The following is a 25,988-nucleotide window of genomic DNA, read 5'->3' as shown; positions in this document are numbered from 1 at the left end:
AGAGTCGTTTATAAAACTTTACAAGAACATGACTGAAATTCAGTTTTCCCGAGGCATCAAGGAAGAGGTGATCCCCGATGTGCGCCTGACTCGCTCTAAAGATGGCAAACAGGGGACCGCGACCTTTTACTTTAAAAATCCGGCCATTCTGGACAAGGACAGCACCGATGAGATTACCGGGATGTACTTGCTCGATGAAGAAGGAGAAATCACTTGCCGGGATGTCAAGGGTAAATTCGTGAACGGACAAGCGGACGGCATCGAAGCTACTCATGTGATGAAATCCCAAGCGGATTGGGATCGGTTTATGCGGTTTATGGAACGCTATGCCAAGGAGAATGGTTTAGGGTTTAGCAAGGCGTAACCCTTGCACAAGGGGTTCAACTCAGGCGCGATCGCGTTCAAATTCTATGACAAACATCCCTCATCCCGACTCTCAAACCCTGGCTGTCCATTGCGCTATTGTTACCATTAGTGACACGCGCACCCCAGAAACGGACCGCAGCGGCCAATTGATTCAAGAGTTATTACTCCAGAACGCTCATGCGGTGATGGATTATACGATTCTTCCCGATGAACCGGCGCAGATTCAGGCTCATCTGATTGCCTTGGGTCAGCGTCCGGAGTTGGAGGCGGTGATTTTTAATGGGGGAACCGGGATCGCGCCTAGGGATACGACTTATGATGCGATCGCACGTTTGCTAGAGAAGACTTTACCCGGTTTTGGGGAAATCTTTCGCGCCTTAAGCTATCAAGAAATTGGGTCGCGGGCGATCGCCTCACGGGCGATCGCTGGCCTTTATCAATCTAAGTTAATTTTCTCCATCCCCGGTTCCACCGCAGCGGTCAAATTGGCCCTACAACAGCTCATTTTACCTGAATTAATTCACCTCACTCAACAGGTAAAATCTGGGGGACATTGAGTCGCTCACGTTCTATCTCTCTCCAAATGCCTAATCGGCCAAACATCCCCTGATTAAGAAGGTCCTTTACCCCGGCCAAAAATCCCCAGTTTGTATGGGCATGAACCGTGAATTCAATGATTTTAGAGCATAAAGAATAAAAATTGTCAACCCCTTAAAGGTATTTTTTACAGTTCCATCTCCCCCGGGCAAACACCCCAGCCGATAGAGTGGAACCGGAATAAATGTAGGTCATTATAACCATAACGGGACAGACTGAGGACTTTTGCCGTTCTCAATCAACCCAGGACTGGCTCTGAAAGTGAGCAAGGGCTAACCGGGCGATCGCCACCCGGTCATCCATTCCAGACCGTTTGTCGGCCTGATTGTGGGCTAATCTGCCTAAATGCAGTTAACCTAGCCCCTTTCTGACCGGAGTTGATCCCCGCCCTCCCTAGTCTACAGCGGACTCATGGAAAGCCTTGCAGGCTGAACTTCCCGTATTTTATATCATTACCGCCATCTTTTATACAGAAGTTGAGAGCTTATTCTCCGTAGTTTTACGGAAAACCCGTATAATTACTGATAAGAAAATCATCTAAATCTGGGCAAGCTCAAACTTAATAATATTTAACAGGAGAAAAAAATGGTAGCCATCAACGGCACAGATGCCAACAACGGAATAGAAACCTTACCCACTCAGTCCGCAATTTTACCAGGACCCGAGGGCAATGATACCATTCTGGGCAGTCCAGTGGATGATGTGATTCAGGGTGATCTAGGGTCAAACTACATCCAAGGGAATGAGGGTAACGATTTCCTGTATGCTGGACCCGATGATGATACCCTGTTTGGCGGCGCTGGTAATGATGTGTTGGTGGGCCAAGCTGGAAATAACCTCCTGTATGGTAATGAAGGAAATGACTTCTTTTATGGGATTGCCGGGAATAATATCCTCTTCGGAAATCAGGGTAACGACTGGGTAGTCGGGGGAGAGAACGAGGATATCCTCTATGGCGGACAAGAGGATGATACGGTTTTTGGAGGCGATGGCAATGACCTCCTCTATGGCGACAAAGGGAATGACGTCCTGTTTGGCAACGCAGGGAACGATACCCTCTATGCCGGGGAAGGAAGTAACCTATTATACGGGAATCAGGGCAATGATTTATTAGTAGGCAATGGGGAAGAGGATATCCTCTATGGCGGACAAGAGGATGATACGGTTTTTGGAGGCGAGGGAAATGACCTCCTTTATGGCGACAAAGGGAATGACGTCCTGTTTGGTAACCCAGGAAACGATACCCTCTATGGTGGAGAGGGTAATGATCAGCTCTTTGCGGATGAAGGGAACAACTGGTTAAATGGCAATGCCGGGAATGATATTTTATATGGAGGAGAGGAAGATGATACCTTGTATGCGGATCAAGGAAATAACTTTCTCTCCGGGAGTGGGGGAAATGATCTCCTCGTTGCGGGTTTCGGAATTGATACATTAATCGGAGGAGAAGGCGGCGATCGCTTCGTCCTGGAACGGGGGAGGGGAAGTTTTACCCGGACTGAAGCCAATTTAATCGTTGATTTTACCTTGGGCGAAGATGAAATCGAACTGATCAATGAACTGCGGTTTGAGAATTTGAATTTTATACAAGAAGGGGACTCAAATTCTGTCCAAACCGTCATCCAAGATAAACGGACGGGGGAATATTTAGCGATTTTGCAGGGGGTGAGAAAAGCAGACATAGAACTGACTCGCAGCGCTTTTATTGAACCACCTCCGCCTCCAGATAGTGAGCCTGTACTGTTTTTTCCCCCGAGTAATCCCATTCCCCCTGCACCTCGTGAACTCTTTGTGGCGAATGCCAGCACTCCTGTCGGTGCGATCGCCCTGATTTCGACTGAGGAAAATTCCAGTAATACGGAGTATTCCCTGTTAGATGTTATTGATAGTGAGGGAGAGTCCGTTGCGGGTCTCTTTGAACTTGATCCAGAAACTGGAGAGATTTTACTCAAGGACCCCGAAAAGTTGAGCGATAGCAATTATTTCGAGATTGAAATTGCGATCGCGGACCCCGAAACGGATACAGAAACCTTGGAGGTTTACCAGGTTTATACCTCAATTCAAACGGCGATCGCTGAAGCAAATGAGGGAGATACCCTGGTTGTGAGTAGCGGAACCTACGCCGAACTCTTGGAAATCGATAAAGGCTTAACCCTTAAAGGGTTTCATGCTGGTGTAGCCGGAAACGACAGCACTCGCGGGACTGATGAGACAATGATTTCCACTGAAACAGGGGGAACCAGTATTAGAATTCTCGCCAGTGATGTTACCCTAGATGGCATTGAAACCAATGGCGATATTCTGGCTGTCCAACCGGAGGATGGGACGGCGCTTGAAAATCTGGTCATTCAGAATGTGCGAATTTTTGATGCCCTTGATGGGATAAATTTAGAGGATGCAGCCACAGCAACAGTAGAGAATAATTTGATTCAAGACAGTGGCGGGATTGTCTTGGGACTGTTTGAGTCAAATATGAGTGCGACGGTTCGCAATAATACCCTGGAGTCGGTGAATTTTGGCATCTTGGGGTCTTTGGCTGAGTCTACAGTGGAAGACAATCAAGTGAGATTAGGGGAGAATGGCAATTTATCCAATTTACCCAGCGGCTCAGATCCGGATGGGATTGGGATTAAACTGGGTTCTAATTCAGAGAATGTCACCTTGGCAAATAATGCGATCGAGAATGCAGCCGTTGGGATAGTCGTTGAACCGGAGGTGACGAATGCGTTTCTGGAGAACAACAGCTTTAGTAATACCCCCGAGGAACTACGGGTGATGGCCTCGAATAATCCAGCCATAGCCGTGGTGGATAATCCCGCTCAGATTAATATTATTACAGGTTCTAGCGGTCCTGAGAAATTGGAAGGCACCGATGGAAATGACCTGTTGTTTCCCGGAGATGGAGTGGATACCTTGACAGGTGGAAAGGGTCAAGATGTCGTGGTCTATGCTACCGTGAATTCCCCGGGAACGGCTAGCGATCGCATAACAGATTTTAGCTTTGGACCCGATGGAGATGCGATCGCCTTTACCGAGAAGCTGACAGGTGTATCCGGGGGAACCCCAGTTACCCTCTCTAAGGCATCGGAGATAGAAGGGACTGAGACGGTGATTGTAGATATTCAGGCCAATATTTTAGCCCTCACGAGCAGTAATGCGCGGATTGGCTATGCAACCGATACGGGAAAACTGTATATCGATGATGATGGAGATTTTACCTCCGGCGCGATCGCCCGCCTCGACTTGGGAATCGGCACTTTAACCGCAGATAATCTCATGTTTTTAGATTGATGGATTGAAGCACAAACAGAAAGAGGGACGCATCCGATTGGCATCCCTCTTATCCCGATTACAACATTAAAAACCGGGTTTCTGAACCAGATCTGGGGTGATTCCCCAGGAATTTTGGTCAGACACCCGGTTTCTTGTTCGCGTTGCGCGTCTTGTTTGGGTAGAGAATTCCAGAAAAAGACAGGTTACTGAATCGCTAACGGTTTGGGTTGGACTTGTGCCAGCAACGAAGCAACCGCCCGAGCATAGCAGGGGTCATCGGAGGTTCCCCGGAGTTGGGGATTAGCGGCTAGACGGCGTTTATCCTCATTGCTCATGTCGATCGCGATATCCGGCGTGATGCCAAGCTGAGAGATATCAGTACCATTGGGAGTGTAGTAATGGGCGATCGTCACCGTTAATCCCGATCCATCAGATAGGGAATGGACCGACTGTACCAAGGCTTTGCCAAAGGTGGAAGTGCCAATAATCGTGGCGCGGCGGTTATCTTTGAGGGCACCGGATAAGATTTCGCTGGCACTAGCGGAGTTTTTATCCACTAAAACCGCCAAAGGTTGCTGGGCGATCGCCGAACGATTGGCGCGAAAATCTTGACTGCCGCCATTGCGATCGACCGTGCGGACAATTTCCCCACTATCTAACCACATCCGAGCGATATCAATACTCGCGTACAATAAACCACCGGGATTGCCTCGCAAATCCAGGACAAACGCATCAACCCCGCGATTACTTAGTTCCTCGATCGCATGACGCATTTGTTCCGCCGCATGGGAACTAAACTCAGATAACTGGATATAGCCCACATCAGTTCCGCCTTCAGCGCGGATATGATATTGAACCGCTTGCAGTTCAATCCGCGCGCGTTTTAAGATGACATCAAATTCCCCTTGAGTTGAGCGATAGACCCGCAAGCTCACTTCTGTCCCTTCTTTTCCCCGAATCAATTGAGCCGCCTCTTCGACTTTCATCCCTTGGGTGGAGCGATCGTCAATCTGCAAAATTTGGTCCCCCGATTGCAGTCCCGCTTTCTTCGCCGGGGAATTTTCGATCGGTTCAACCACCGTGATTTTTTGGGTGTCCGCATTGAGCTCTAAACGCATCCCCACCCCAGACATTTCCCCCGAGGTTTGAGTAGTCAACTCTTCAAACTGTTCTGGGTCTAAAAATCGCGTGTAGGGGTCGTTTAATTTAGCTAAAGCAACCCGTACTGCGGCGTAAGCTTGTTCCGGCGAGGAATATTCCTGACTTAACAACTCCGTGCGCGTTGCTTCCCAATTCACCTGATTAAATGAGCCATCCACATAGTCCCGATTCACGATTTGCCAGACTTCATCCACAATCGCTTTAGGACTATTTTGAAGCTGTGCGCGCACCGCCCGAGAGCCAAGAGGAGTTAATAAGGTCAGAGCAGCCGTGGTGGCAAAAGCCCCACCAAATAGGGCAATTTGCAGCAAGGAGTGACGTTTTGAGTATTGATTCATGTAAGTTGGGGGATTAGGGGTTTAACAAATAGAGTCAATCTGTTAGAGAATTTAATCCAGAGAACCAACGGGTGTAAATTGATTCTTTAGACTCTCAAATTTTTCCAGTTGCGGGACTGATAGTCGAGCCTGTTGAGTCGTCGTTAATTTTCCAAATCAGGGTATATTTTTCCAAGGAAGAGCATTAGTTGGTTCCAAACCTTAACCCAGAAGGGGTCTAGTGTGGGTCACTTCAGACCGAGCTCGAATTCCTCAACCGTGATCCTGAGCAAGACAAGGGCTACTACTCTCTCATAGCAGCGGCAAAAATTTCCCGGGCTTGCAACATCTGCTTCCGTCTGTCTTGGAGAAGTTTCTGGCCTGTTAACCCGTACCTTGAGAAAATGGGGTGCCAATGGAGTAACCGTCCTTAGTCCCCTGAATAGCAGTGACTTCACGAAAACGGAAACGGTTTCCGGATGAGTAAAGCAGTGAGCGTCCCTGAAATCGCCGAATGGATGTTGACACACGGATGATTTAATTGAGGTTGTCTCTAGTGTAGCTAAAATATTTCCCAAGCGCAGTATGTTCCGATGCAATATTTTTTAAGTTAATCTGTAGATATTGAAATTCTGTAACTCCAGGATCCGGGTTAAACGCTTTGGGGCAAATACCCCTAGCAGACAAAGCGAACTTCGGTTGAGAATCAGGAGGACAATCCGGGAGATGGAGGCAGTCCGAAGGAGACCCAGGGACTGGGACCACTGGCCGGGGTGACCTCTCAAGTCACCAGAATTAAGATCAGCAGGAGGGTGTAGTGGAATCTAAAGTACAAACCGTTACCTCGCGAGGGTGGGGAGAATGGGCGACTGTGGCGATCGCCATTGTCGCCCTCGCTGGAGCCATCATCATGCAGCAGATGGGTCTAGGAAACCCTCGCCTAGCCCAAACTGACCCCAGACAAGCCGAACAACAAGAAGCCCTCCAAGTCCAAATGCTGAGGCGATCGCCTACTCTGGGTTTCGATAATATGATCGCCAACTATGCCTTCCTCAAATGGGTGCAGTATTTTGGGGATGAGGAGATTCGAGACCAAATTGGCTACGCCTTAAATCAAGAATACTTCGACGTCATTACCCGCCTTGACCCCCGCTTTGCCGAAATGTATCCGTTTATCTCCACTGCCGTTTCCTTCGCCCAAGGAGAACCGGAACTGGGGATCGAATATATGGACCGGGGTCTAGCAGTTTTGTCCCCAGAAATCAATCCGAAAGCCTTTCTGGTGTGGCGCTTCAAAGGACTGGATCAACTCCTGTTACTTGGAGATATTCCCGGCAGCATTGAATCCCATGAAAGGGCAGCACAATGGGCACGCGGGACAGAGTACGACGATTATGCAGACCTCTATCAAAGTGCAGCCGACTTCCTCAGAACTGAACCTGATAGTACCGGGGTGCGCCTGTGGGCCTGGAATGAAGTCTATCAAAATAGTATCAATGAATCGGTTAAACAACGAGCCGAACAAGAAATCCTTAAATTGGGGGCCTCGAAGCAAATTAACGAGGAGGGTCAAGTTATTTTTGTGCTACCCGAGACTCCGTAGGCGATCGCCATGAAGCAAAAATCCCGTTCCCAACCCCATCCCCCTCCGTTACAGAATCGACGCCGCAGGAAAATCAAGAAAATTGTCACGGGAGTTATTTTTATTTGTTTCCTCATCCTCGGCATCCTCGGCGGATTGGCAACGGTTCAGATTACCCGGTTACAATCGGCTACATCCGGCCCCATTGATGCGATTTTAGTCCTGGGTGGTAGCATCAAACGAGAAATGTACGTTACCCAATTCGCCAAACAAAATCCGGACCTTCCCATTGTGATTTCCCAAGGTTCTGCCTCCCCTTGTGTGCAGTTAATTTTTGAGCGCGATCGCGCTCCGAATCAGAATGTTTGGTTAGAACGATGCGCTTATTCTACCTTTACCAACTTTACTTTTAGTGGTGAACTTTTGAAGCAGTGGAATGTCAAGAAAGTCAAAGTCATCACCTCCGAAACCCATCTGCCTCGCGCCAAGTGGTTGGCACAAATTCTCTTAGGTGCAAAAGGAATTGCAGTCGAAATAGAAACCGTACAAGAAGAAGGTATCCCCGGTAATCAAGAGTTTTGGCTAAAAACCGCATTAGATGTCACCCGCAGTTTAATTTGGGTCATCATTGAACCCTTCTATTCCACCGACTGTCAGAAAGTGGAACGCCTAAGTGAAATTGATATCACCCAATGGCAACCCGAGGATTATCAATGTGAACATCAAGGTCAGTTAGATTGATAGAGGGGATGGGGGGGATAGGGGAGATAGGGGAGATGGGGGGGATGGGGGGGATGGGGGAGATAGGGGGGATGGGGGAGATAGGGGGGATGGGGAGGATAGGGGGGATAGCTTTGGTATAAGGGTTCTGTCGTGATACGCACCATGAGCGGCTCTGCCACCTGTAAGAACACTCGTGACGAAAGCTAAATCTAAGTCACAAGAACTCTCCCCCATCCTCCCCATCCTCCCCATCTCCCCCATCCTCCCCATCTCCCTTACTAAGTGCGATCGCTTGGAGGGTAGACAGGGGAACTTGATAAAAATAGTTGCGCCGAAACTGTTCCTCCTCAACGGCGGCAGAAAAGCGATCGCTAACGCCTAGAGGATGGATTAAGGGTCCGGGGATAACCTGCAAACTCTCTCCCATTATCTTGACTTGAAAACCTGCGGCGATTAAGGTTTGGAGGCCAATTTCTAAGGTGCGATCGCTAATGGAGAGTTTAGAACATAGTTGTTCCCGGGTTGCTCGTTGTCCGGTTCGGCTCAGATATTTAGCTACCCCTACCAACTGGTGCCAAACTTGCAGGGAAGAAATAGGTTGTGGCGGGGGATAGGCGATCGCCAGGGTCTTTTGAGTCTGGATTGCCAAGTCTAACCATTGGTGTAACTCCTCCCAACTACTGGGACAGGTTTCTAGCACAATGGAGGTCGTGCGATCGAAATTCATCCCCTCAGAATTGCCTAACTCGGTTTTCCCCTCTTCCTCCATTTGGCTGAAGTCGCGACGAAAATCCAGAATCGGTAATCCCCCTTCCGGTGATGTGAACACAGTTCCCGCTTTTCGGGGTCGGACTGCAATTAATCGCACTTCATAGCGCTCTTTATAACTATTATAGTCCAGTTCGACCACGGCATCACAAGGAACATTCGGTAATTCCTCTTTATAATGTCCCCACCACAGGCCGGGAAACCCTGTTTCGCTGGAGTCATCCCAAATCTGAAACTCAGTTTTAATATATTCTATTTTACGACCCTTTTTATCCTGGACTTTAGCATTCCAAATATTTTTAAATTGACAATTTTCAATCAACAGCAACGGAACAGAATTCCCCATTCCGCAGGGTTCTAATATTTTTAACTCTCGGAATAGATTTTGACCTAGTTCTGCTACTGTACAGCGTAAATCAGCTTGGATAACGGGCATTCCCAAGCCTCCCACTGCCCCCATTTTTTCCTTCAGGAGTCGGTTAATCGCTTCCGTAAAAAGAGGAACATTTTGGACGGGTAAACTTAAGCCAGCCGCAAAGGGATGACCGCCGAAACGGTGCAATAAATGCTCTTGTTCTTTGACTAATTCATACAAGTCAATATTTTTAACAGAACGTGCTGACCCTCGGGCAAGGGGAAAGGAGGGATTCGAGGTTGAATCGCTGAAAAGCGGGATTTTATCGGGGTTTTCAGCCTCCGAATTGCTGGAATCGGTACTGAGTAAAATGGTAGGACGGGCGTATTCTTGGGCGACTTTACCCGCCACCAAACCCAGGACTCCCGCAGGCCATTGGGGGTCTTGTAAGACAATCACGCCGGTGGTAGACAGGTCCAGACGAGCCAGTTTTTGTTGCACCTGTTTATCTACATCTTTTTGGATAGCTTGACGTCGAGAATTAGCGAGTTCCGTGTCCTGGGCGAGTTTTTGGGCGCGACGCCGATCGCGAGTGGTGAGTAACTCCACACAGAAAGAAGCATCCCCATGAATCCGACTGACGGCATTAATGCGTGGACCAATCCCAAAGGAGACATCCGTGGGGCGATCGCCACTGCGTTTACACAAATCTAACAACTCTCCGACTCCGGGTCGGCGTCGTTCTGCCGGGGATTTCTGCCACTCCTGATGCAGGCGTTTGAGTCCCATTTGGGCTAGATATCGGCAATCTCCACTCAGTTGTACCAAGTCAGCAATTAAGCCAATCGCGACTAAATCTAATAATGCCTCTAACGGTTCTTGCGGAACGTCTGGCAATGTGCTATACAGGGCTTCTACCACTTTGTAAGCCACGGCAACCCCCGAAAGATGGGCCAGGGGATGGGTTGCCGGGAGAGAACGGGGATTGATAATTGCCGCTACTCCGGGGCGATTCGGAGGTAAAGTATGGTGATCGGTGACAATGATATCAATGCCTAACTGATGAGCATACTCGATTTCATCCAAATTGGTACTGCCGGTATCACAGGTGACGATTAAGGTTGTTCCTGCAGCGGCTAAATCGTCAATTCCCGACCGATTCAGACCGTGAGATTGGGTTAGGCGGTTGGGAATGCAGTAGGTGAGTTGGGTGGTGGGGGTGAAAAATTGGCCCAGTCCATCCCATAAAACACTGGTGGCGGTGATTCCATCGGCATCAAAGTCTCCCCAGATGGCGACCTTTTCCCCCTGTTTCCGGGCCCGTTGCAGGCGATCGACACAAGCGGACATTTCCTCACCAAAGTCAAATGAACTGGCGGGTTGATAGTCTTGGGGATTTAAAAACCGGGTCAGTTCCTCTGGGTCCTGAATTCCCCGTTGCCACAGCAATGCTGCCGCATATTGACCCGATAAACCCGATGCGTTGGAGTTGAGATACTGTCGAACTTGTTCCAGGAACCACTCCGGAGGGAGTACAGGTTGTTGCAGATGCCAGGTGACGGGTTGCTCGTTCATATCCTCCCCTTTGACTTCTTTTAATTTATTATCTCATGGGTCTCTTTCATTTGGGTTAGCGATCGCAGGTTATCTTAAAATCTATCCTCAAAACTATTGAGGAATTGCCAATTTTCCCCATTTTTCTGGAACCAAAATAGAATGATATGGCACTGAGTACCAACACATAAATCCTCCAAAATAAGTCGAATTTTTGATTTATTAAGTATTAGTTAATTAATCCACAATTTAATCGATAAAATGCAGCAAACCCTCAATTCTAAATACGCAACTCAAGGGCTAATCGGTCTAGCTGGGGTATTACCCATAATTCCTGTCGCCCTCCTCGTAAACCGCCTAGACTCCCCAACTAACCCCAAACTCAACATCACGATTGTAATCCTTTTCCACTCCGCCCCTCAAAAACCCTGATCGCCTCACTCTGTCAACACTCAGGAGGCGATCGGGGTTTAATTTTTGCCAACCCCTGCATAATCCCGCTACCTCTTCCCTAGTAAAGGAAATAGAAACCTTGAAAACCGGGCTTAACCCCCCTGTATCTTGGGTTTCACGCCCTTTATATCCCCTAAACCCCATGAACCAATTTTCCTGCCTCCTGGGAATTCCCTCTGAACCCGTCCATCTGACCCCTGAAAACAAGACCCCCTCTCTTGACCTCTCTTCATTAAAACTTTACAAAACCTACCCAATTTGTGAAGTTTTGATGAACTTAGCGAAAACCGTAACGGGCAAATCCATCACGGTATTCGTTTTATGCTTCCATAGAAGAATAATAAAAAGTCTATGGCAATTTGTATCAAAATATCTTATTTTTTTATTTCAAAATATCTTTTTTAAATATGAAAGTCTGCTTTTAATTATATTTTTTATTGAATTGAAGTTTTATTAAAAATTAGATAATTTCAATAAAACATCTCACCGCAAGTCATCTAAGCCTGACTCCCAAGTGCCTTTTTATTACCCAACCACCAGCAGGGCTATCACAACAGGTAACACCCCTGATCGCCTTGCTACAAGAGTCAATTCCAAAACCGCAGGAGTGAACAAATGTCTAATGATGTGCTTCTACTGACCCCAAACTTTCCCCATACTGACTCCCTGGTAACTCTGGAACCCCAAGATAATTATCAGTTTCAATGGGAACAAGCGGGGAGTTTAAAACTCTCCGTAACTGGCCTAAGTGCTCCTGTAGATCTCCTTTTAACTAATTCACAAGGCCAAATTTTGCAGTCGTCGGTGATTGATGAAACCAGTGAGGGAATTGTTCTGAATGATTTGTTACCAGGACCCCTTTTCCTGGAAATTATCCGACGCGATCGCGATACAAATTACACCCTAAACTTTGACCAGATTACCGGATTACCCAACCTCGTTGACAACGGGATGAGTCAGGATACCCCACTCAATATCGAGATTGTCTCCGGGGATAAAAAAGACCCAGAATTGGGAATTTTTAGTTTAGAAGGCATGAATCAATTTGTGCCAAATACTCCCGCCTACTTTCAAGAAGCAGCAAGGCGAATTTTGAGTCAGTCCAACTGGGGGCAAATTTTAATTTCCAATGCCAATCAACCCACATCAATTGGTGAATCATTTGACTGGGAAATTCAAGTACCAGAGGGGGTAGAAGAAGTCCAATATCGAACCAGTCAACCGATTACTATTTATGGTGAAAAGTTTGGTTTGATGATAGTTCCCAAGGCAACGATTCAGGAAGTCTGGGAAAATCCCTCCTTACAAGGTAACAATCGTCCGTCCTTTTCCTTCGGGGACAAAACTGATGGCGGGTTTCATTTTCGAGAAGAAACTTTAGGGGATGGAACCTTATTTACTATTGAAGGAGAAGGGGGAGTTAAGGATAACGATCGCAACGAAACAGATATTTTTGTTTATATCGAAAAACCATCAGAAGACGCGATCGTACCCGAACCGATTACCCCAGAACCAGAAGTTCCCAAACCTGTTGCCACGGAACCAGAAGTTCCCGAACCGATTACCCCAGAACCAGAAGTTCCCGAACCTGATAATAATCTGGAACCGCTTCCCTCACAAGAGGTAGAAGTTCCGCAAATTGCCACACCTGGGGAGAATAATATCCCCCCGAAAGACTTGCGAGTTACCCTAGAAAACAATGGATTGAGAAACCTATTGACGATCGCCGGAACTGTAAGCGATCGCAATGGATTTAGTGACATTCAGCGGATAGAATTGTCGGTACAGATTGCGGGAGAAACGTGGCGTGCGATCGCCTCCATCACCGACTTTACTCCTAATTCTACCGATGATACAATCGCTAACTTTACCTACGACTGGACTGAAGAATTAGGCGCAGGAGACTACAAAATAAAAGCAGTCGCCTACGATCGTGCCGGTAAAACCAGTAACGTAGTCATCGAACAATTGACCCTAGTTGATACAACAGCAGAAACCCCCAACCCCTCCCCACCGGGACCGCCAATCGACCGAATTCCGCCACAAAACCCTCATAGTATCTTCCCCACCCCGCCAATCTCCCCCATCCTCCCTACCCTCCCCAACGCACAACCTGGGGATTTGCGCTTTAGTCTGTTTCCCCTTTATACCACGGGAGAACTCCTCAGTTTTGAAGGAGGAAAAGTTTACGATGCCGATGGGATTGAAGACTTAAATTCTATTGAATTTTCCATCCGTAAAATAGGGGAAGATTGGATTGATGCTGGAAAAGTAACTGAATTTACTCAAGATGCACAAGGGTATGGACGGTTTGAATTTAGCTATGATTTGAGCAACTTAACTCCGGGGAGTTATGAACTGCGATCAGTTGTCTACGATCGCCAAGGTGCAACTAGCAATATTGCCACAGAAAAGTTTGTAATGATTACTGACCCTGGGGGAGATAGACTTTCCGATGAACTGAAAATAGATATTGCTGGCGCAGCAAATTTAGAACGCTATACACCGGAAGAATTAGCCAACATTCAAAAATGGGTCGTTTGGGTCACTCCGGGACAATCTGCTGACGACTTAGCTGCCTCAGTCAATGCCGTGAATTTAGGAGAAACCGGCCATATTCCTAATACTTATCTCTGGGAATTTGGTGACAAACCCCAACCGCAAACCACTCCCGAAGCTATTGCTAATCTTCTTACGGAAATCGATGGCGTAGAATTTGCCTATCCCGAAGTGCCAGTCCCTCTGAAGTTGATGAATTTAGCAGGAATTAATGAATTTAAATATCCCCAATGGCACTTAGAGGATGCTGTAAATCCCAATAGTCCCTCCAGTGTAAAATCAGCCTGGGATATCATTAGTTCTTTAACTAATCTACCCGTTCTTGGTCGCAACTCAGTGATTGGGTTTGTGGATGATGGAGTGGATTACAACCATGCAGATTTATTACCACGCTACAATCCTAATTTGAGCTTTGATTTTAGCGATTTAGATAATGATCCTTTCCCGCGATCGCAGCAGAAGTTTGAAGCAGTAGTCTCCGAACCCACAATTCAAGGCAATCGCGCTTGGTTAGCGATTCCGGTAAATTTAACCGGACTGGTTAACAATGTGGATTTCAACCTTGAATTTAAAGGAACCCAAGGGTTGAAGTTAGCAGCAGACGCGACCTTTACTCTGCATAGTCCTACGAGTAACGCACAAGACCCCTTTGATTGGCAATCTTTTGCTGGGTATTGGTGGCGATATCCCGGTTGGGAAGAATCTCGGTCCAACAAAAACAAAATTTTACCGATTAAACAAGGAAATAAATCGGTTAATATTGCGTTGGAAGACCATTTTAATGGAATTTATGCTGGTGGATATTGGCCGTTAGAAATTTCTGTAAATGCTTATAAGCATCCGGACACAACTAAATTCCTCCAAGATTTGACCAATCAAATTAAGTCTTGGTCTTTGGATGTGACCGCAATTAATCCACATGGAACTTTAGTCACGGGAACTGGAGTATCCGATGGAATGAGATTATCTGGAGTTGCGCCAGAAGCAGACTTTGCGGCGATCCGCCTCATTGGCAATATCGACCCGGTGAATTATAGCTATGATTCCGAAGGGTATTTGATTGCCGATGCGTTGTATGATGCCAAAAATTCCGATGAGGCATTGAATCGCAACGAGGGAATTGACGTGTTTAATAACAGTTGGGGTCCGCAGTATATGCGCCAACTTCCCTTGGCGATCGATGCCTTACAATCAGGGTCTAAATTCGGTCGAAATGGATTGGGAAATAGTTATGTATTCTCCGTGGGAAATGATGGTGCAAATATTGGTCATGTTAACTACAATAATTTAGCCAACTCACGCCATGTCATTTCAGTTGGCGCAATTTCCCGCGATGGTATTTTGTCGGATTATAGCACGCAAGCGCCATTTATTGTCGCTTATTCTGATAGTGGAAAACCCGATAACAATGGAATTAGCACCACCGCAACAACCCTAAAAGATGGCATGGTGACCGACTTTGGCGGAACTTCAGCAGCGGCACCTTTTGTTTCCGGTGCGATCGCCTTAATGCTAGAAGTCAACCCCAATCTAACCTCCCGCGATATCCAACATATTCTCGCCCAAACCGCTTATAAAACCGACCCAACCCATCCGGATTGGCAACAAAATGGCGGCGGACATCACATCAATCAGTATTATGGATTTGGTGCCGTTGACCCCGTTGCCGCAGTCATGGCAGCAAAAGATTGGAACCCGGTGGGGGAACAGGTGAAAGTCACCGGAGAGAAAGAACTTAAAAACGTGCTGAGTCAGATTCGAGACGAGCAAAAACTCACCGATGCGATCGCAATTGACCAAGATATCACTGTCGAACACGCCGAAGTATTAGTCAACATCAATCATCCCGATTGGAAAGACTTAAGCGTAATTCTCAAATCTCCCGATGGGACAGAATCGCGCTTAATGAACTCCATTGGTGATGACCCCTACGGCATTGGTAAAACCTACGAAGTGCATCCCGGATCAAACGAGTGGACTTTTACCTCCATTCGCCATTGGGGTGAATCTTCTCAAGGAGAATGGACTTTAGAAGTGTATGATAAAAAAGGCAATCAAATCGAAGGGGAATGGTTGTCTTGGCAGCTTAATCTTTACGGAACCGAACCCGTTGTCACCCTAGAAGCAACCCAACCCAATGCCTCGGAAGATGGAACAACCGGTCAATTTACCGTCACGCGGACCGGGAATAATAAAAATCCCTTAACCGTAAATTATACCATTGAGGGGACAGCAACCAATGAAGAAGATTATCAACCGCTAACGGGAACGGTTACTTTTGCTGCGGGATTAAATACCGCTGTGATTGATATTCTTCCCATTTACGATACCCTGTTTGATGAAGAAGATGAGACAGTCATCTTAACCCTGATTGATAATTCCGGGTATGCAATAGGACCCAATAATAGTGACATCGTAGAGATTGCCAATTATACCATTCCCGTGGACCATTGGAACGCGCAATTTATCAATCGTACCCCTGAAAATGTCAGCGATCGCAGTACCTACGATTTCAGCAACCCTGCCGCTATTCTTGACTTAGGGTACCAATCGGATAATGATACCATTCGCCTCTTCAAAGATTGGGGTTTAGGGAGTCCCGATAGTGCTGTCCAAAGTGATGATTTTGCAATGGAAACCTGGACTCGGACCACCTTTGAAGCGGGTCAACTGTATAAAATTACTACCCAATCCGATGATGGCGTCTGGTTCCGGGTGAAAAATGTCGCAACCGGAGAATGGATTGATGATAGTGTAGTTTTAGGGGATGATGGTGCGGAGTGGCGCATTCGGGATATCAACGATCCTCCTCGAACCATTTTCTTCAAAGTACCAGAAACCGGGGAATATGATTTCTATATTGACTATTTTGATGCCACTCGGGAGAGTACCATTGATGTCACCGTAGAACCGGCACAATTTTTCCAAGATCCCGTCAATTCCTCCCCCGAATGGCAGTCAGAATTCTATTGGTGGGACCGTAAGCTTGGCAATCAACCCCCAGGAAATTACTTTGCCACAGGTGGAGATCCAACCAATGCGATCGGGGTCGTTAATTTAGGGTCCGATACTCGTTCAGATGGCAAAAAAGGGATTCTCTTTGATTGGCAAAATGGCGCGGCATTAAGCGATGTCCGTTTACCGGATAATAACTTTGCCATTCGGGGTTATACCGAGGAAAACCTAGAAGCGGGACGTCAGTATCGGATGAATGTCCGGGGGGATGATGGATTCCAGTTATCCGCAAAAAATAAGGCAACCAATGAATGGGTTTATATCACCCCTCAAAATCAATGGCAACAACAATATGGCGGTATGCAACAAGTTGATTTCACCGTTCCCGAAGATGGAGTCTATGAAGTCTATTTTGACTTTTATGAAGAACGGGGGGATGTCAATTTTGATTTATCCTGGGAACCCGTTAACTTTATCGGAATGACCCTGTCTACCATTGGCGCAAATATTCGTTCAGGACCAGGCGTCAGTTTTGACAAAGTGAATGAGTATCCCTATGAAACGACCCTAACCTTTGATAAATGGACCGAAGGTGACTTTGTGGATTATTCCGCTGAGTTAGGAAAATCCAGTTCCTTATGGTATCGTATTGCTGGCACCAATGATTGGGTTTCTGCTGCAATTATTGATGGTGAACCGAGTATTTTGTCGCAAGAGTCTTCAGGCGCAAGTGGTACGGTATTGGTCACCGCAGAAGCAATCTAATCGACTTCAGTCGTTACTACAAACAAAAGAAAACGACTGAAGTCGTTACTACGAACAAAAGAGGACGAGTCCAATCATCTCCCCTGTTCGTAGTGACGACTTCAGTCGTCTCCGGGTGCAGACTCTCGGAACTCTAAGATTCCAGTTTCTATCCCTAAAATTGCTCCTAATTAAAAAAATTAATGCAAAATCATGGTAAAATTATATGCCTTTTCCAGGATTTTATCTTCATATTTGATTGAAAAAGACGCGCTAGGATTGTGGGGTCAATTATATAGAGACGATCGCAATTTTGTCATCCCTTTGTCCTATAATCAGTTTCAGTCTCTTTAAGTTCATGGTGCATGAAACCCACTATTTTTCCCAAATGCTGGATTTTGAGCAGTCTGGTGGGGGGTTACCTAGCGATCGCCCCTTCTGCAATGGCTCAAATTGTCCCTGATGCTACCCTTCCCCAACCCACCACTGTTTTTACCGACGGAAATACCCTAATCATTGAAGGAGGAACGGTCCGAGGTAACAATTTATTTCATAGTTTTGATCAGTTTTCGGTCCTGACGGGAGAAACGGCATTTTTTAAGCATAATTTAACGTTAGAAAATATATTTTCGCGCATCACGGGGGGTACTCCTTCTAATATTGACGGGATTCTTCAGACCAATGGTCCGGCTAATTTATTTTTAATCAATTCTAATGGAATTATTTTTGGACCGAACGCGCAGCTTCAAATTGGGGGTTCATTTTTAGCCACAACTGCTAATGGGATTGAATTTGCTGATGGTAGTATTTTTAGTACCGATATTGCGGCAACTCCACCACTTTTAACCATTAGCATTCCCACCCAATTGCAATTTGCCAATAATACAGGGCGAATTGTTAATCAATCTCAGGCAACTCTGGAACAATTCCCCCTTAATAGTATCGGGGTTCCATTAGGGTTAGCGGTTTTCCCGGGACAAAGTTTAGGATTAGTGGGGGGAGAAGTTCTTTTAAACAATGGAAATCTCGCTGCATTTGAAGGGAATATTGAAATCGGGGGGGTGGTGAATGGTTCGGTGAATTTAATTCCGAGTCCCAGTGGATTCACGTTGGATTATCAGGAGATTACCCAACCCGGTTCCATTCAAATTGTGAATAATTCTGTGGTAGATGCCAGCAGCTTACCACCGGATTTTCCCAACTCTCGCGGGGGTGGAGGTGGGATTCAAGTCCGAGGCGATCGCCTGCTGGTGGAGAATTCTGGTATCACGAGTAGTACCTACGGTTCTGCATCGGGACAAGATATCAAAATTCAAGCGAATCAAATCGAAATGAGGGGATTTCTCCTCTTTCCAACGCCCCCTGATTCTCCACCTAACGCCTTTGCTGCGGGTATTTTTAATCAAACTGAAGGGGCGGGAAATGCGGGGGATTTGACCCTAGAAACCAATCGCTTGACCCTCACCGATGGGGCACAAATTTTGACCAGTACCTATAGTGGAGGACGGGGGGGGAATTTAGAAATTACCGCTAATGAAATTGAAATCAGCGGATTTTCTCCTCTAGGTCCGAGTAGCTTATTTAGCGGAGTTGAATTCAGGCGAATTAACCCGATTCCTGCCACCGGAACTGCCGGGAATATCACGATTAATAGCGATCGCTTAATCCTGAGAGATGGGGCGACAATTTCAGCGGCGACTTCAGCTTTTGGCAATTCCGGAACGGTGACGATTAACAATACCGGATTATTAGAAATGACCGGCGGTGCAACGAACCCACGCGGTCAATTTTCACCCACTCGTATTGCCACTTTTGTTGCCCCGATCGCCACCGGACAAGCGGGAAATGTTAATGTTTCTACGGGACGGTTACTTGTGGGCGATCGCGCGGAAATTACCGCCATCACTCAAGGGGAAGTTCCAGGGGGTAATGTCATCATTAATGCTGAAAATTTAACCCTTCAAGAAGGTGGGCAAATATCCGTCAGTACCCAAGCATTTGGATCGGGAGGAACATTGACAGTTAATGTTTCCGAAAACTTAGAAATTATTGGTACTGATTCCACGGGATTTGCCAGTGGGCTGTTTAGTCAATCCCAACCTTTTGCAGAGGTTAATCCTAACTCTCCCGACCCTATTTTAAACTTTAATACGGGCGGCAATGCTGGGGATATCATTGTCTCTGCTAATCGCGTAATTCTGCGAGAAGGCGGGGCAATTTCTGCGGATACATTTACCGATGGACAAGGCGGGTCAGTTACCCTGGAAACGTCACAGTTAGACATTTCGGGTAAGTCAAATTTTCCTCCGCTTCAATCTTTACCGACCCAAGATGCTGATGGGTTATTACCTAGTCGCATCACGGTTACAACTACGGGACCAGGTAATGCCGGGACTTTGAATATTGCTGCGGAACAAGTTAATATCTCTGATGGAGCAAAAGTGTCCGTAGATGCCCGTTTTGGTGGGGGTTCCGCTGGAAATTTGCAGGTAACCAGTTCAGAATTTAATCTGAATTCCGGGAGGTTTTCTGCGGAAACTGCCTCCGGGGAAGGGGGAAATATTCAACTGCAAGCAGAGACAATTTTGATGCGGGAGGGCAGTCAAATTTCCACGACGGCTGGAACTGCTAACTTACCGGGAAGTGGGGGAAATATTGATATCAATACGGAGATTATTGCTGCCTTAGAAAATAGCAATATTTCAGCGAATGCCTTTGATGGCAGTGGTGGGGCGATCGCCATTGATGCGGAAGCACTTTTTGGATTAACCGCCCGAACTCGATCTGAATTAGAAACCCTCTTAAATACCGATTTAACTCAATTTGACCCCAGTTTAGACCTTCCCAATACAAGCGATATTACCGCCATTTCTCGCACAGACCCGGCCTTAAGTGGACAAATTGACCTAAATACTCCCGACATCGACCCTAGTCGTGGGGTAGTGGCATTAGATAATAACATTGTAGATGTATCCGGACTCATTGATCGCGACCCCTGTCGGATTGTCGAAAATAGCCAGTTTTTGCAAACCGGCAAAGGTGGCATTCCCCCCAGTCCCACGGATACTCTCACGCCGAGTAACACCTGGGAAGATTGGCGATTTCTGGAACGGGATACACCCCGAAACTCTTCAGGGGAAACGATTCAGAATGAAAATCAACCCCAAGCAATGCCGAAAATTGCAGCAACAGGAATCCGGATCAGCGATCGCGGTGAAGTCGAACTGATTGGATCAGAACCCGCGATCGCCACCCTCTCACCTCTCTCCGGCGGTTGTCTTTCTGCACAACAATCGAAAACCTTAGCAGAAAATAGCACAACCTCTGAAACCCTGACTATTGAACGCTTAGAAGTCCAAAATAGCACAGCTATTCCCCCGGAACAATTGGCAACCCTCACCGCATCTTACCGCGATCGCACCCTCACTTTTACCGAACTTCAGGAAGCAGCAGCAGCAATTTCCCTTTGGTATCAGCAACAAGGGTATATGGGTTCTGGGGCCTTCATTCCCCCCCAAATCGTGCGCAATGGCGTCGTTGCCATCCAAGTTGTAGAAAACCGCCTGGAAAACATCGAAATTACCGGGAGTAATCGACTCAACCACTCTTATCGGTCCTATATTCGCAGTCGCCTGGGATTACAACCGGGAGATCTAGTTAATCCCGAAAAACTCTTAGAATCTCTCTACCTGCTGCAATTTGACCCCCGACTAGAAACCCTTTCGGCAGAACTTTCTACCGGCATTGCACCGGATACAAGTTTACTCTCCGTCCGAGTGGAAAGTGCGAGATTTTTGACTCCTCAATTCACAATCGATAACGGGCGATCGCCATCTGTCGGTAGTCTCCGTCGCCAGGCACAACTCACCCAATACAACTTGTTAGGACTGGGTGATATTGCCAGCTTCAACTATGCCAATACTGATGGCAGTCAGGCGATCGACCTCAGCTATGCCGTCCCGTTGACTGCTAACAATAATACTCTCAGTTTCCGCTATAGCACAGGGGATAGTGAAATCATCGAACCTCCCTTTAATCGAGTTGATATTGAAGCCAATTCTCGCACCTATGAACTCAGCTATCGGCACCCTTTAATCCAACAAATTACCCCTAAAAATCCTGAAGCATCTATTATTAACGCCACGGACTTAATCCGCACCGAATTTGCCCTCGGATTAACCGCTTCACAACGGGAAAGTGAGACCTCCTTATTAGGCGTCAAATTCCCCCTTTCTCCTGGGGCTAATGAAAACGGTGAAACCCGCGTTTCTGCCTTACGATTTTTTCAAGATGCTTTAAGACAAGACTCCCGCCAAATCTTCGCCGCCCGGTCCGAATTTAGCTTAGGATTAAGTGCATTTGATGCCACCACAAATGACAACGGACCGGACAGCCAATTCTTCTCCTGGCGAGGACAAACCCAGTGGGTACGCCGCATCGGAGAAGCGCAACCCGGACCCCGAATTAATCCTCTATTAATTGTGCGCGGGGACTTGCAATTAGCCACCACCTCTCTGCTTCCCATAGAACAATATAGCGTCGGTGGATTTAATAGCGTACGGGGCTATCGACAAGATGCTTTACTGGTGGATAATGGGGCTTTTGCTTCTGTGGAATTCCAATATCCAGTCCTCCAACTTCCCCAATGGCGGACTAGCTTACAAATTATTCCATTTGCCGATTTAGGAGTGGGTTGGAATTGGGACAGTGACAATCGCCCCAATCCAGATCAGAACACTTTAGTTTCTACTGGATTGGGGGTACAATTGCAAGTCTCCGATGCCTTGCAAGCGCGCTTAGATTGGGGTATTCCGTTAGTTAAAATTGATTCAAAGGATAGAACATGGCAAGAAAACGGGCTGTATTTTTCCGTGCGTTGGAATCCTTTTTAAAGCGAGGATTTAGCCTCTTATTATTAGGATTATTGGGATGCCTCTTAACTCTAAGCTTTTCCCTGTGGAAAATGGCAGTATCCTCCCCTATTCCTCAGCAAGTGGCTGAAATCAACCGGACTTCCGAAGCAGTGTCTAATCCGTCACCTCTTTTAGAACAGGGGCGAGAATGGTATGAGGAACAGCGCTATTCTGAAGCAGTTACTGCCTTTCAAGAAGCAGCAGAACAGTACGCACAATTGAGGGATATTGTCAATCAATCTTTAGCATTGAGTTCCCTCTCTTTAACCCACCAAAAGTTAGGGGAATGGGCAGCGGCACAAACTGCTATTACAGCCAGTTTAGATTTGTTAGAACCGCTTTCTGGGGAGACGATCGCTCAGGCTGTTTCCTTCAATGTTCAAGGTCATTTACAACTAAATTTAGCCCAAGCAGAAGGAGCATTTCAAAGCTGGCAACAAGCGGCGGCAACTTATCAGAAACTGGGAGATAAAATGGGAGAACGGGGTTCCCTAATGAATCAATCTCAAGCCTTAGAACAGATGGGATATTATCGGCGATCGTGCCATACTTTATTGCAAGTTGTTGGGGCCGAAAATATGACTTGTGATCAGTTAGATAGTACCTCTAATTTATCCCAGGTTCGGGCCAGTTTTGAAGGAGAAAATAGCCTAGAAATTCAGGCGGCTGCTTTGCGGAGTTTAGGAAATGTGCTAAGGGCGATCGGGCAATTAGAAGAGTCCGAGCAAATATTAACCCAGAGTTTAGCTTTAGCCGGTCAACTGGATTCTAATTCCCAGAAAAGTTTGAGCCTCTTTTATTTAGGGAATACCGAATCTGCCTTAGCTACTCAAAAACAAGGCTATGGAGAAGTTGACGCAGCAAAAGAGCATCGAAACCAAGCTTTCAATTTTTATCAAAAATCCATTGCAATTGCCCCTTATTCAACCCTGAAACTCTTAGGACAGGTGAATCAACTCAGTCTACTGGCTGAGTCAACTGATGCCGCCACAAATTCCCACGAAATCCGTCGTCTATTCGATACTATTCAATCACAAATCGCAGAAATTAGCTTAAGTAAACCCCGGATTGAGTCGCGAATTAAAGTGGCCTGTAGTTTAATGCAATGTCGTCAATTAGTCCAGGGCGAGAAACCTGAAAATCCCCTCGTTCCCGGACCAGAAATAGAAACTCTCTTACAAACCGCCTTCACCGAAGCGGAAACTTTGAGAGATGGGCATTTACAATCTGCCGCGCTAGGATTATTAGGTCAATACTATGAATATCAGGAATTAGCGCAAGGGCAAAAAAACCGCAACTCTGCCACTTGGGAACAAGCAAAAACATTCACTCAAAACGCATTAGCTTTAGCGACAGAAAGTAATGCAGCGGAGTTACGATATCAGTGGCAGTGGCAAATGGGACGATTGCAGGCAGATATTGGGGAGCTCGAAGGGGCGATCGCAGACTATCGGGCAGCGGTAGAAACCCTGGATTTGGTAAGAAATGATTTGTTAACTGTAAATGCCGATGTGCAGTTTTCATTCCGGGATAATGTCGAACCCATGTATCGAGGATTCGTGGATTTACTGTTACAAACTGCGGACGAAAATCCCAGTCATTTGCAACAGGCAATTCAATTGATTGATGCACTGCAACTCGCGGAACTAGAAAACTTTCTGCAATGCAATCTCACTAATCCCTATTCGGGTGTACCGGATTCATCCCAGCAACTTGAGCGATCGCTGAATGACATCACCCGAGATTCTGCCCTTATTTATCCGATTCTCTTACCCAATCGCATCGAAGTTCTCTTCAAATTACCCAATCAACCCTTATCCCGCCACATCACATCCATTTCTCGCGACGAAGTGCGAAAAAATATTAAAGAGCTTCGGACTCAGATTGTCGGCCCTTCATCATTACAAGGTTTTGTGGAATATTCCGGCAATTTGTATCAATGGTTAATCGCCCCCTTAGAATCCGCGTTAGAAATGAATTCCGAGGTTAAAACCCTAGTATTTGTGCTCGATGGCGAACTCAGAAATATTCCCGTTTCTGTCTTGTATGATACGGCTGAGAATCAATATTTAATCGAAAAAAACTACGCTTTAGCCCTCTTACCTAATTTGCAAATTTTTGACCTGGAAAAAACTGCCGCTCAACGCCAAGTCTTAGCAACAGGCGTTACGGATGGATTAACCGTAGGAGAGAAAAACTTTGCACCTCTGAATGTAGGTAATGAACTCGAAAGTATTCAAAATATCATCTCTACTGAGATTTTATTAAACGCTCAATTTACCCAAAATCGGTTACAACGAGCGTTAACTATTCAACCTTTTTCAATTGTTCACATGGCAACTCATGGAAAATTTAGCTCCAATCCCCAGGAAACTTATATCTTAGTGTATGGTGACCAGAGTGCTACCGGGGAATTAATTGGACCCAATGAGTTGGAAAGATTACTGCGCGATCGCGATCCAGCAACTTCTCTCGAATTACTGGTTTTAAGTGCCTGTGAAACCGCTGATGGAGATAACCGCGCTACCTTGGGATTAGCTGGATTAGCTCTACGCGCCGGAACCAGCAGCACTTTAGCAACACTCTGGCGCGTTCGCGATGACTCTACCATTCAACTTATGGAACGGTTTTATACTGAATTAATGCAGTCCGGAATCACCAAAGCTGAGGCCCTCCATCGTGCTCAAAAAGCCCTGTTAAAAGACAAAAAATATCAGAATCCTCGGTCTTGGGCTCCCTATATTTTAGTCGGAAATTGGCGCTAAATTTGGGGGTTTAAATGCAGAGGTAAAGAAACCGGGTTTCTAAGTCAGATACCTGCTGATTAGCAGAGACTTTGTAGAGAAACCCGGTTTCTAATCTTGACGATTTCTCGAAAAACTGTAAATTATTCTTCTGTATCTCCAAAACTCCCCATAGGTGAAAGAAAAGGTTCTTGAATTAAATGCGATCGGCCTAAAACTTGTAACAGAGTTTCCCAGGCATTTTCAAAAGCTTGATTCTGAGAATCTGCCGCATAAATTTGACTAATATCCCGGACAGCATCATACCAAATTCCTTCTTTGATATAAGTCAAATAAGGCAGAATCGTGGGATTTTGTAACTGAGCTTCTAACTCCTCTGTCATAGGTTGCCGATAAATCCATCCGTCAATTTCCACGTCTGGACCATCGTCACGATTTTCGGAACAATAGGCAATCAAATACCATCGATAGGTTTGATTTACTTCTAAAGCATTATCTGGCTGTTCCGGAAGTTTAAGTTGGAGAATCCCGGGGGTTTCACCGATAGGGATAGAAGTTTTGTAAATGGTTTGACGTTCGGTTTCATCATAAAGAAAAAATTCCAGGGAACTAACAGTCTCGCGAGAATAGGGGGTATAAAATACCCAGGTTGGATATTCTGCCAACGTCACATCACTGCCGCTGCCATGATTAATTGCAGTCAGGGGTTTATCTGTAGGCGGACAAACTGATTCGGGACGAGTCGTACCCGGTTCGGAATTTCCTTCCGGTGTTCCCGTGTCTGGGGGTTTGGGTAGTTGGGAGAGGGGTTGTTGCCACAATTCAGCGCGGCTGGCAGCGGTTCCGCTAACCAGATTGACGAGGGAAAGGGTAAAGGTAACTAACAAGTAAATTGGCAGTTTCATCATGACTAAAATAGGGTAA

11 protein-coding genes are annotated in these 25,988 nt (G+C 46.4%); 8 read left to right on the top strand and 3 right to left on the bottom strand.

The features are described 5' to 3' along the window. Positions 1–28 precede the first annotated feature (28 nt). The 3 genes from psb28 (at position 29) to NG796_RS02900 (ending at position 4,254) form a co-directional block, all read left to right on the top strand. Positions 29–364 (top strand): photosystem II reaction center protein Psb28, encoded by a 336-nt coding sequence (psb28, locus tag NG796_RS02910; protein ID WP_261204424.1) that lies wholly within the window; start codon positions 29–31, stop codon positions 362–364. A 46-nt stretch (positions 365–410) separates the two neighbouring features. Beyond that, a complete protein-coding gene (locus tag NG796_RS02905; RefSeq protein WP_261204423.1) occupies positions 411–923 on the top strand; it encodes a molybdenum cofactor biosynthesis protein B in 513 nt (170 codons plus the stop codon). Positions 924–1,548: 625 nt separating this feature from the next. Further along, the gene (locus tag NG796_RS02900) at positions 1,549–4,254 is read left to right on the top strand and encodes a right-handed parallel beta-helix repeat-containing protein (RefSeq protein WP_261204422.1); all 2,706 of its coding nucleotides are present in this window, start codon (positions 1,549–1,551) and stop codon (positions 4,252–4,254) included. 185 nt (positions 4,255–4,439) lie between these two features. On the opposite strand, the gene ctpB is transcribed toward NG796_RS02900, so the two are convergent. Next, on the bottom strand, positions 4,440–5,735 hold the full coding sequence (gene ctpB, locus NG796_RS02895; RefSeq protein ID WP_261204421.1) for a carboxyl-terminal processing protease CtpB: 1,296 nt from the start codon (positions 5,733–5,735) through the stop codon (positions 4,440–4,442). 796 nt (positions 5,736–6,531) lie between these two features. Between ctpB and NG796_RS02890 the strand changes: the two genes are divergently transcribed. Together NG796_RS02890 and NG796_RS02885 are read left to right on the top strand one after the other, a co-directional pair. Continuing rightward, positions 6,532–7,317 (top strand): hypothetical protein, encoded by a 786-nt coding sequence (locus NG796_RS02890; RefSeq protein WP_261204420.1) that lies wholly within the window; start codon positions 6,532–6,534, stop codon positions 7,315–7,317. A 9-nt stretch (positions 7,318–7,326) separates the two neighbouring features. Further along, positions 7,327–8,037 carry a YdcF family protein gene (locus NG796_RS02885; RefSeq protein ID WP_261204419.1) on the top strand — a complete coding sequence of 237 codons (711 nt, stop codon included), beginning with the start codon at positions 7,327–7,329 and terminating at the stop codon, positions 8,035–8,037. Positions 8,038–8,233: 196 nt separating this feature from the next. Here the strand turns inward: NG796_RS02885 and recJ are convergent, their stop codons facing one another. Continuing rightward, the gene (gene recJ / locus NG796_RS02880) at positions 8,234–10,717 is read right to left on the bottom strand and encodes a single-stranded-DNA-specific exonuclease RecJ (RefSeq protein ID WP_261204418.1); all 2,484 of its coding nucleotides are present in this window, start codon (positions 10,715–10,717) and stop codon (positions 8,234–8,236) included. Positions 10,718–11,764: 1,047 nt separating this feature from the next. Here recJ and NG796_RS02875 point away from each other — a divergent pair. The 3 genes from NG796_RS02875 (at position 11,765) to NG796_RS02865 (ending at position 25,085) form a co-directional block, all read left to right on the top strand. Continuing rightward, positions 11,765–17,428, top strand: coding sequence for a S8 family serine peptidase (locus NG796_RS02875; RefSeq protein ID WP_261204417.1), 5,664 nt, complete (start codon positions 11,765–11,767; stop codon positions 17,426–17,428). A gap of 344 nt (positions 17,429–17,772) precedes the next feature. Continuing rightward, positions 17,773–22,299 carry a filamentous hemagglutinin N-terminal domain-containing protein gene (locus NG796_RS02870; protein ID WP_261204416.1) on the top strand — a complete coding sequence of 1,509 codons (4,527 nt, stop codon included), beginning with the start codon at positions 17,773–17,775 and terminating at the stop codon, positions 22,297–22,299. Next, the gene (locus tag NG796_RS02865; RefSeq protein WP_261204415.1) at positions 22,251–25,085 is read left to right on the top strand and encodes a CHAT domain-containing protein; all 2,835 of its coding nucleotides are present in this window, start codon (positions 22,251–22,253) and stop codon (positions 25,083–25,085) included. Before NG796_RS02870 ends, NG796_RS02865 begins: the two co-directional genes overlap by 49 nt. 122 nt (positions 25,086–25,207) lie before the next feature. Here the strand turns inward: NG796_RS02865 and NG796_RS02860 are convergent, their stop codons facing one another. Then, a complete protein-coding gene (locus NG796_RS02860) occupies positions 25,208–25,972 on the bottom strand; it encodes a DUF928 domain-containing protein (protein WP_261204414.1) in 765 nt (254 codons plus the stop codon). Positions 25,973–25,988 lie beyond the last annotated feature (16 nt).

The organism is Laspinema sp. D2d, assembly GCF_025370755.1.
Classification (GTDB): domain Bacteria; phylum Cyanobacteriota; class Cyanobacteriia; order Cyanobacteriales; family Laspinemataceae; genus Laspinema.
The sequence above is the reverse complement of the archived record's forward strand: the minus strand, read 5'-3'. Positions and strand labels throughout refer to the sequence as shown.

Bases quoted from the DNA above. Each gene is read 5' to 3' on its own strand.
- psb28 (WP_261204424.1), top strand. From the start codon at position 29: ATGACTGAAATTCAGTTTTCCCGAGGCATCAAGGAAGAGGTGATCCCC.
- NG796_RS02905 (WP_261204423.1), top strand. From the start codon at position 411: ATGACAAACATCCCTCATCCCGACTCTCAAACCCTGGCTGTCCATTGC.
- NG796_RS02900 (WP_261204422.1), top strand. From the start codon at position 1,549: ATGGTAGCCATCAACGGCACAGATGCCAACAACGGAATAGAAACCTTA.
- ctpB (WP_261204421.1), bottom strand. From the start codon at position 5,735: ATGAATCAATACTCAAAACGTCACTCCTTGCTGCAAATTGCCCTATTT.
- NG796_RS02885 (WP_261204419.1), top strand. From the start codon at position 7,327: ATGAAGCAAAAATCCCGTTCCCAACCCCATCCCCCTCCGTTACAGAAT.
- recJ (WP_261204418.1), bottom strand. From the start codon at position 10,717: ATGAACGAGCAACCCGTCACCTGGCATCTGCAACAACCTGTACTCCCT.
- NG796_RS02875 (WP_261204417.1), top strand. From the start codon at position 11,765: ATGTCTAATGATGTGCTTCTACTGACCCCAAACTTTCCCCATACTGAC.
- NG796_RS02870 (WP_261204416.1), top strand. From the start codon at position 17,773: ATGAAACCCACTATTTTTCCCAAATGCTGGATTTTGAGCAGTCTGGTG.
- NG796_RS02865 (WP_261204415.1), top strand. From the start codon at position 22,251: ATGGCAAGAAAACGGGCTGTATTTTTCCGTGCGTTGGAATCCTTTTTA.
- NG796_RS02860 (WP_261204414.1), bottom strand. From the start codon at position 25,972: ATGATGAAACTGCCAATTTACTTGTTAGTTACCTTTACCCTTTCCCTC.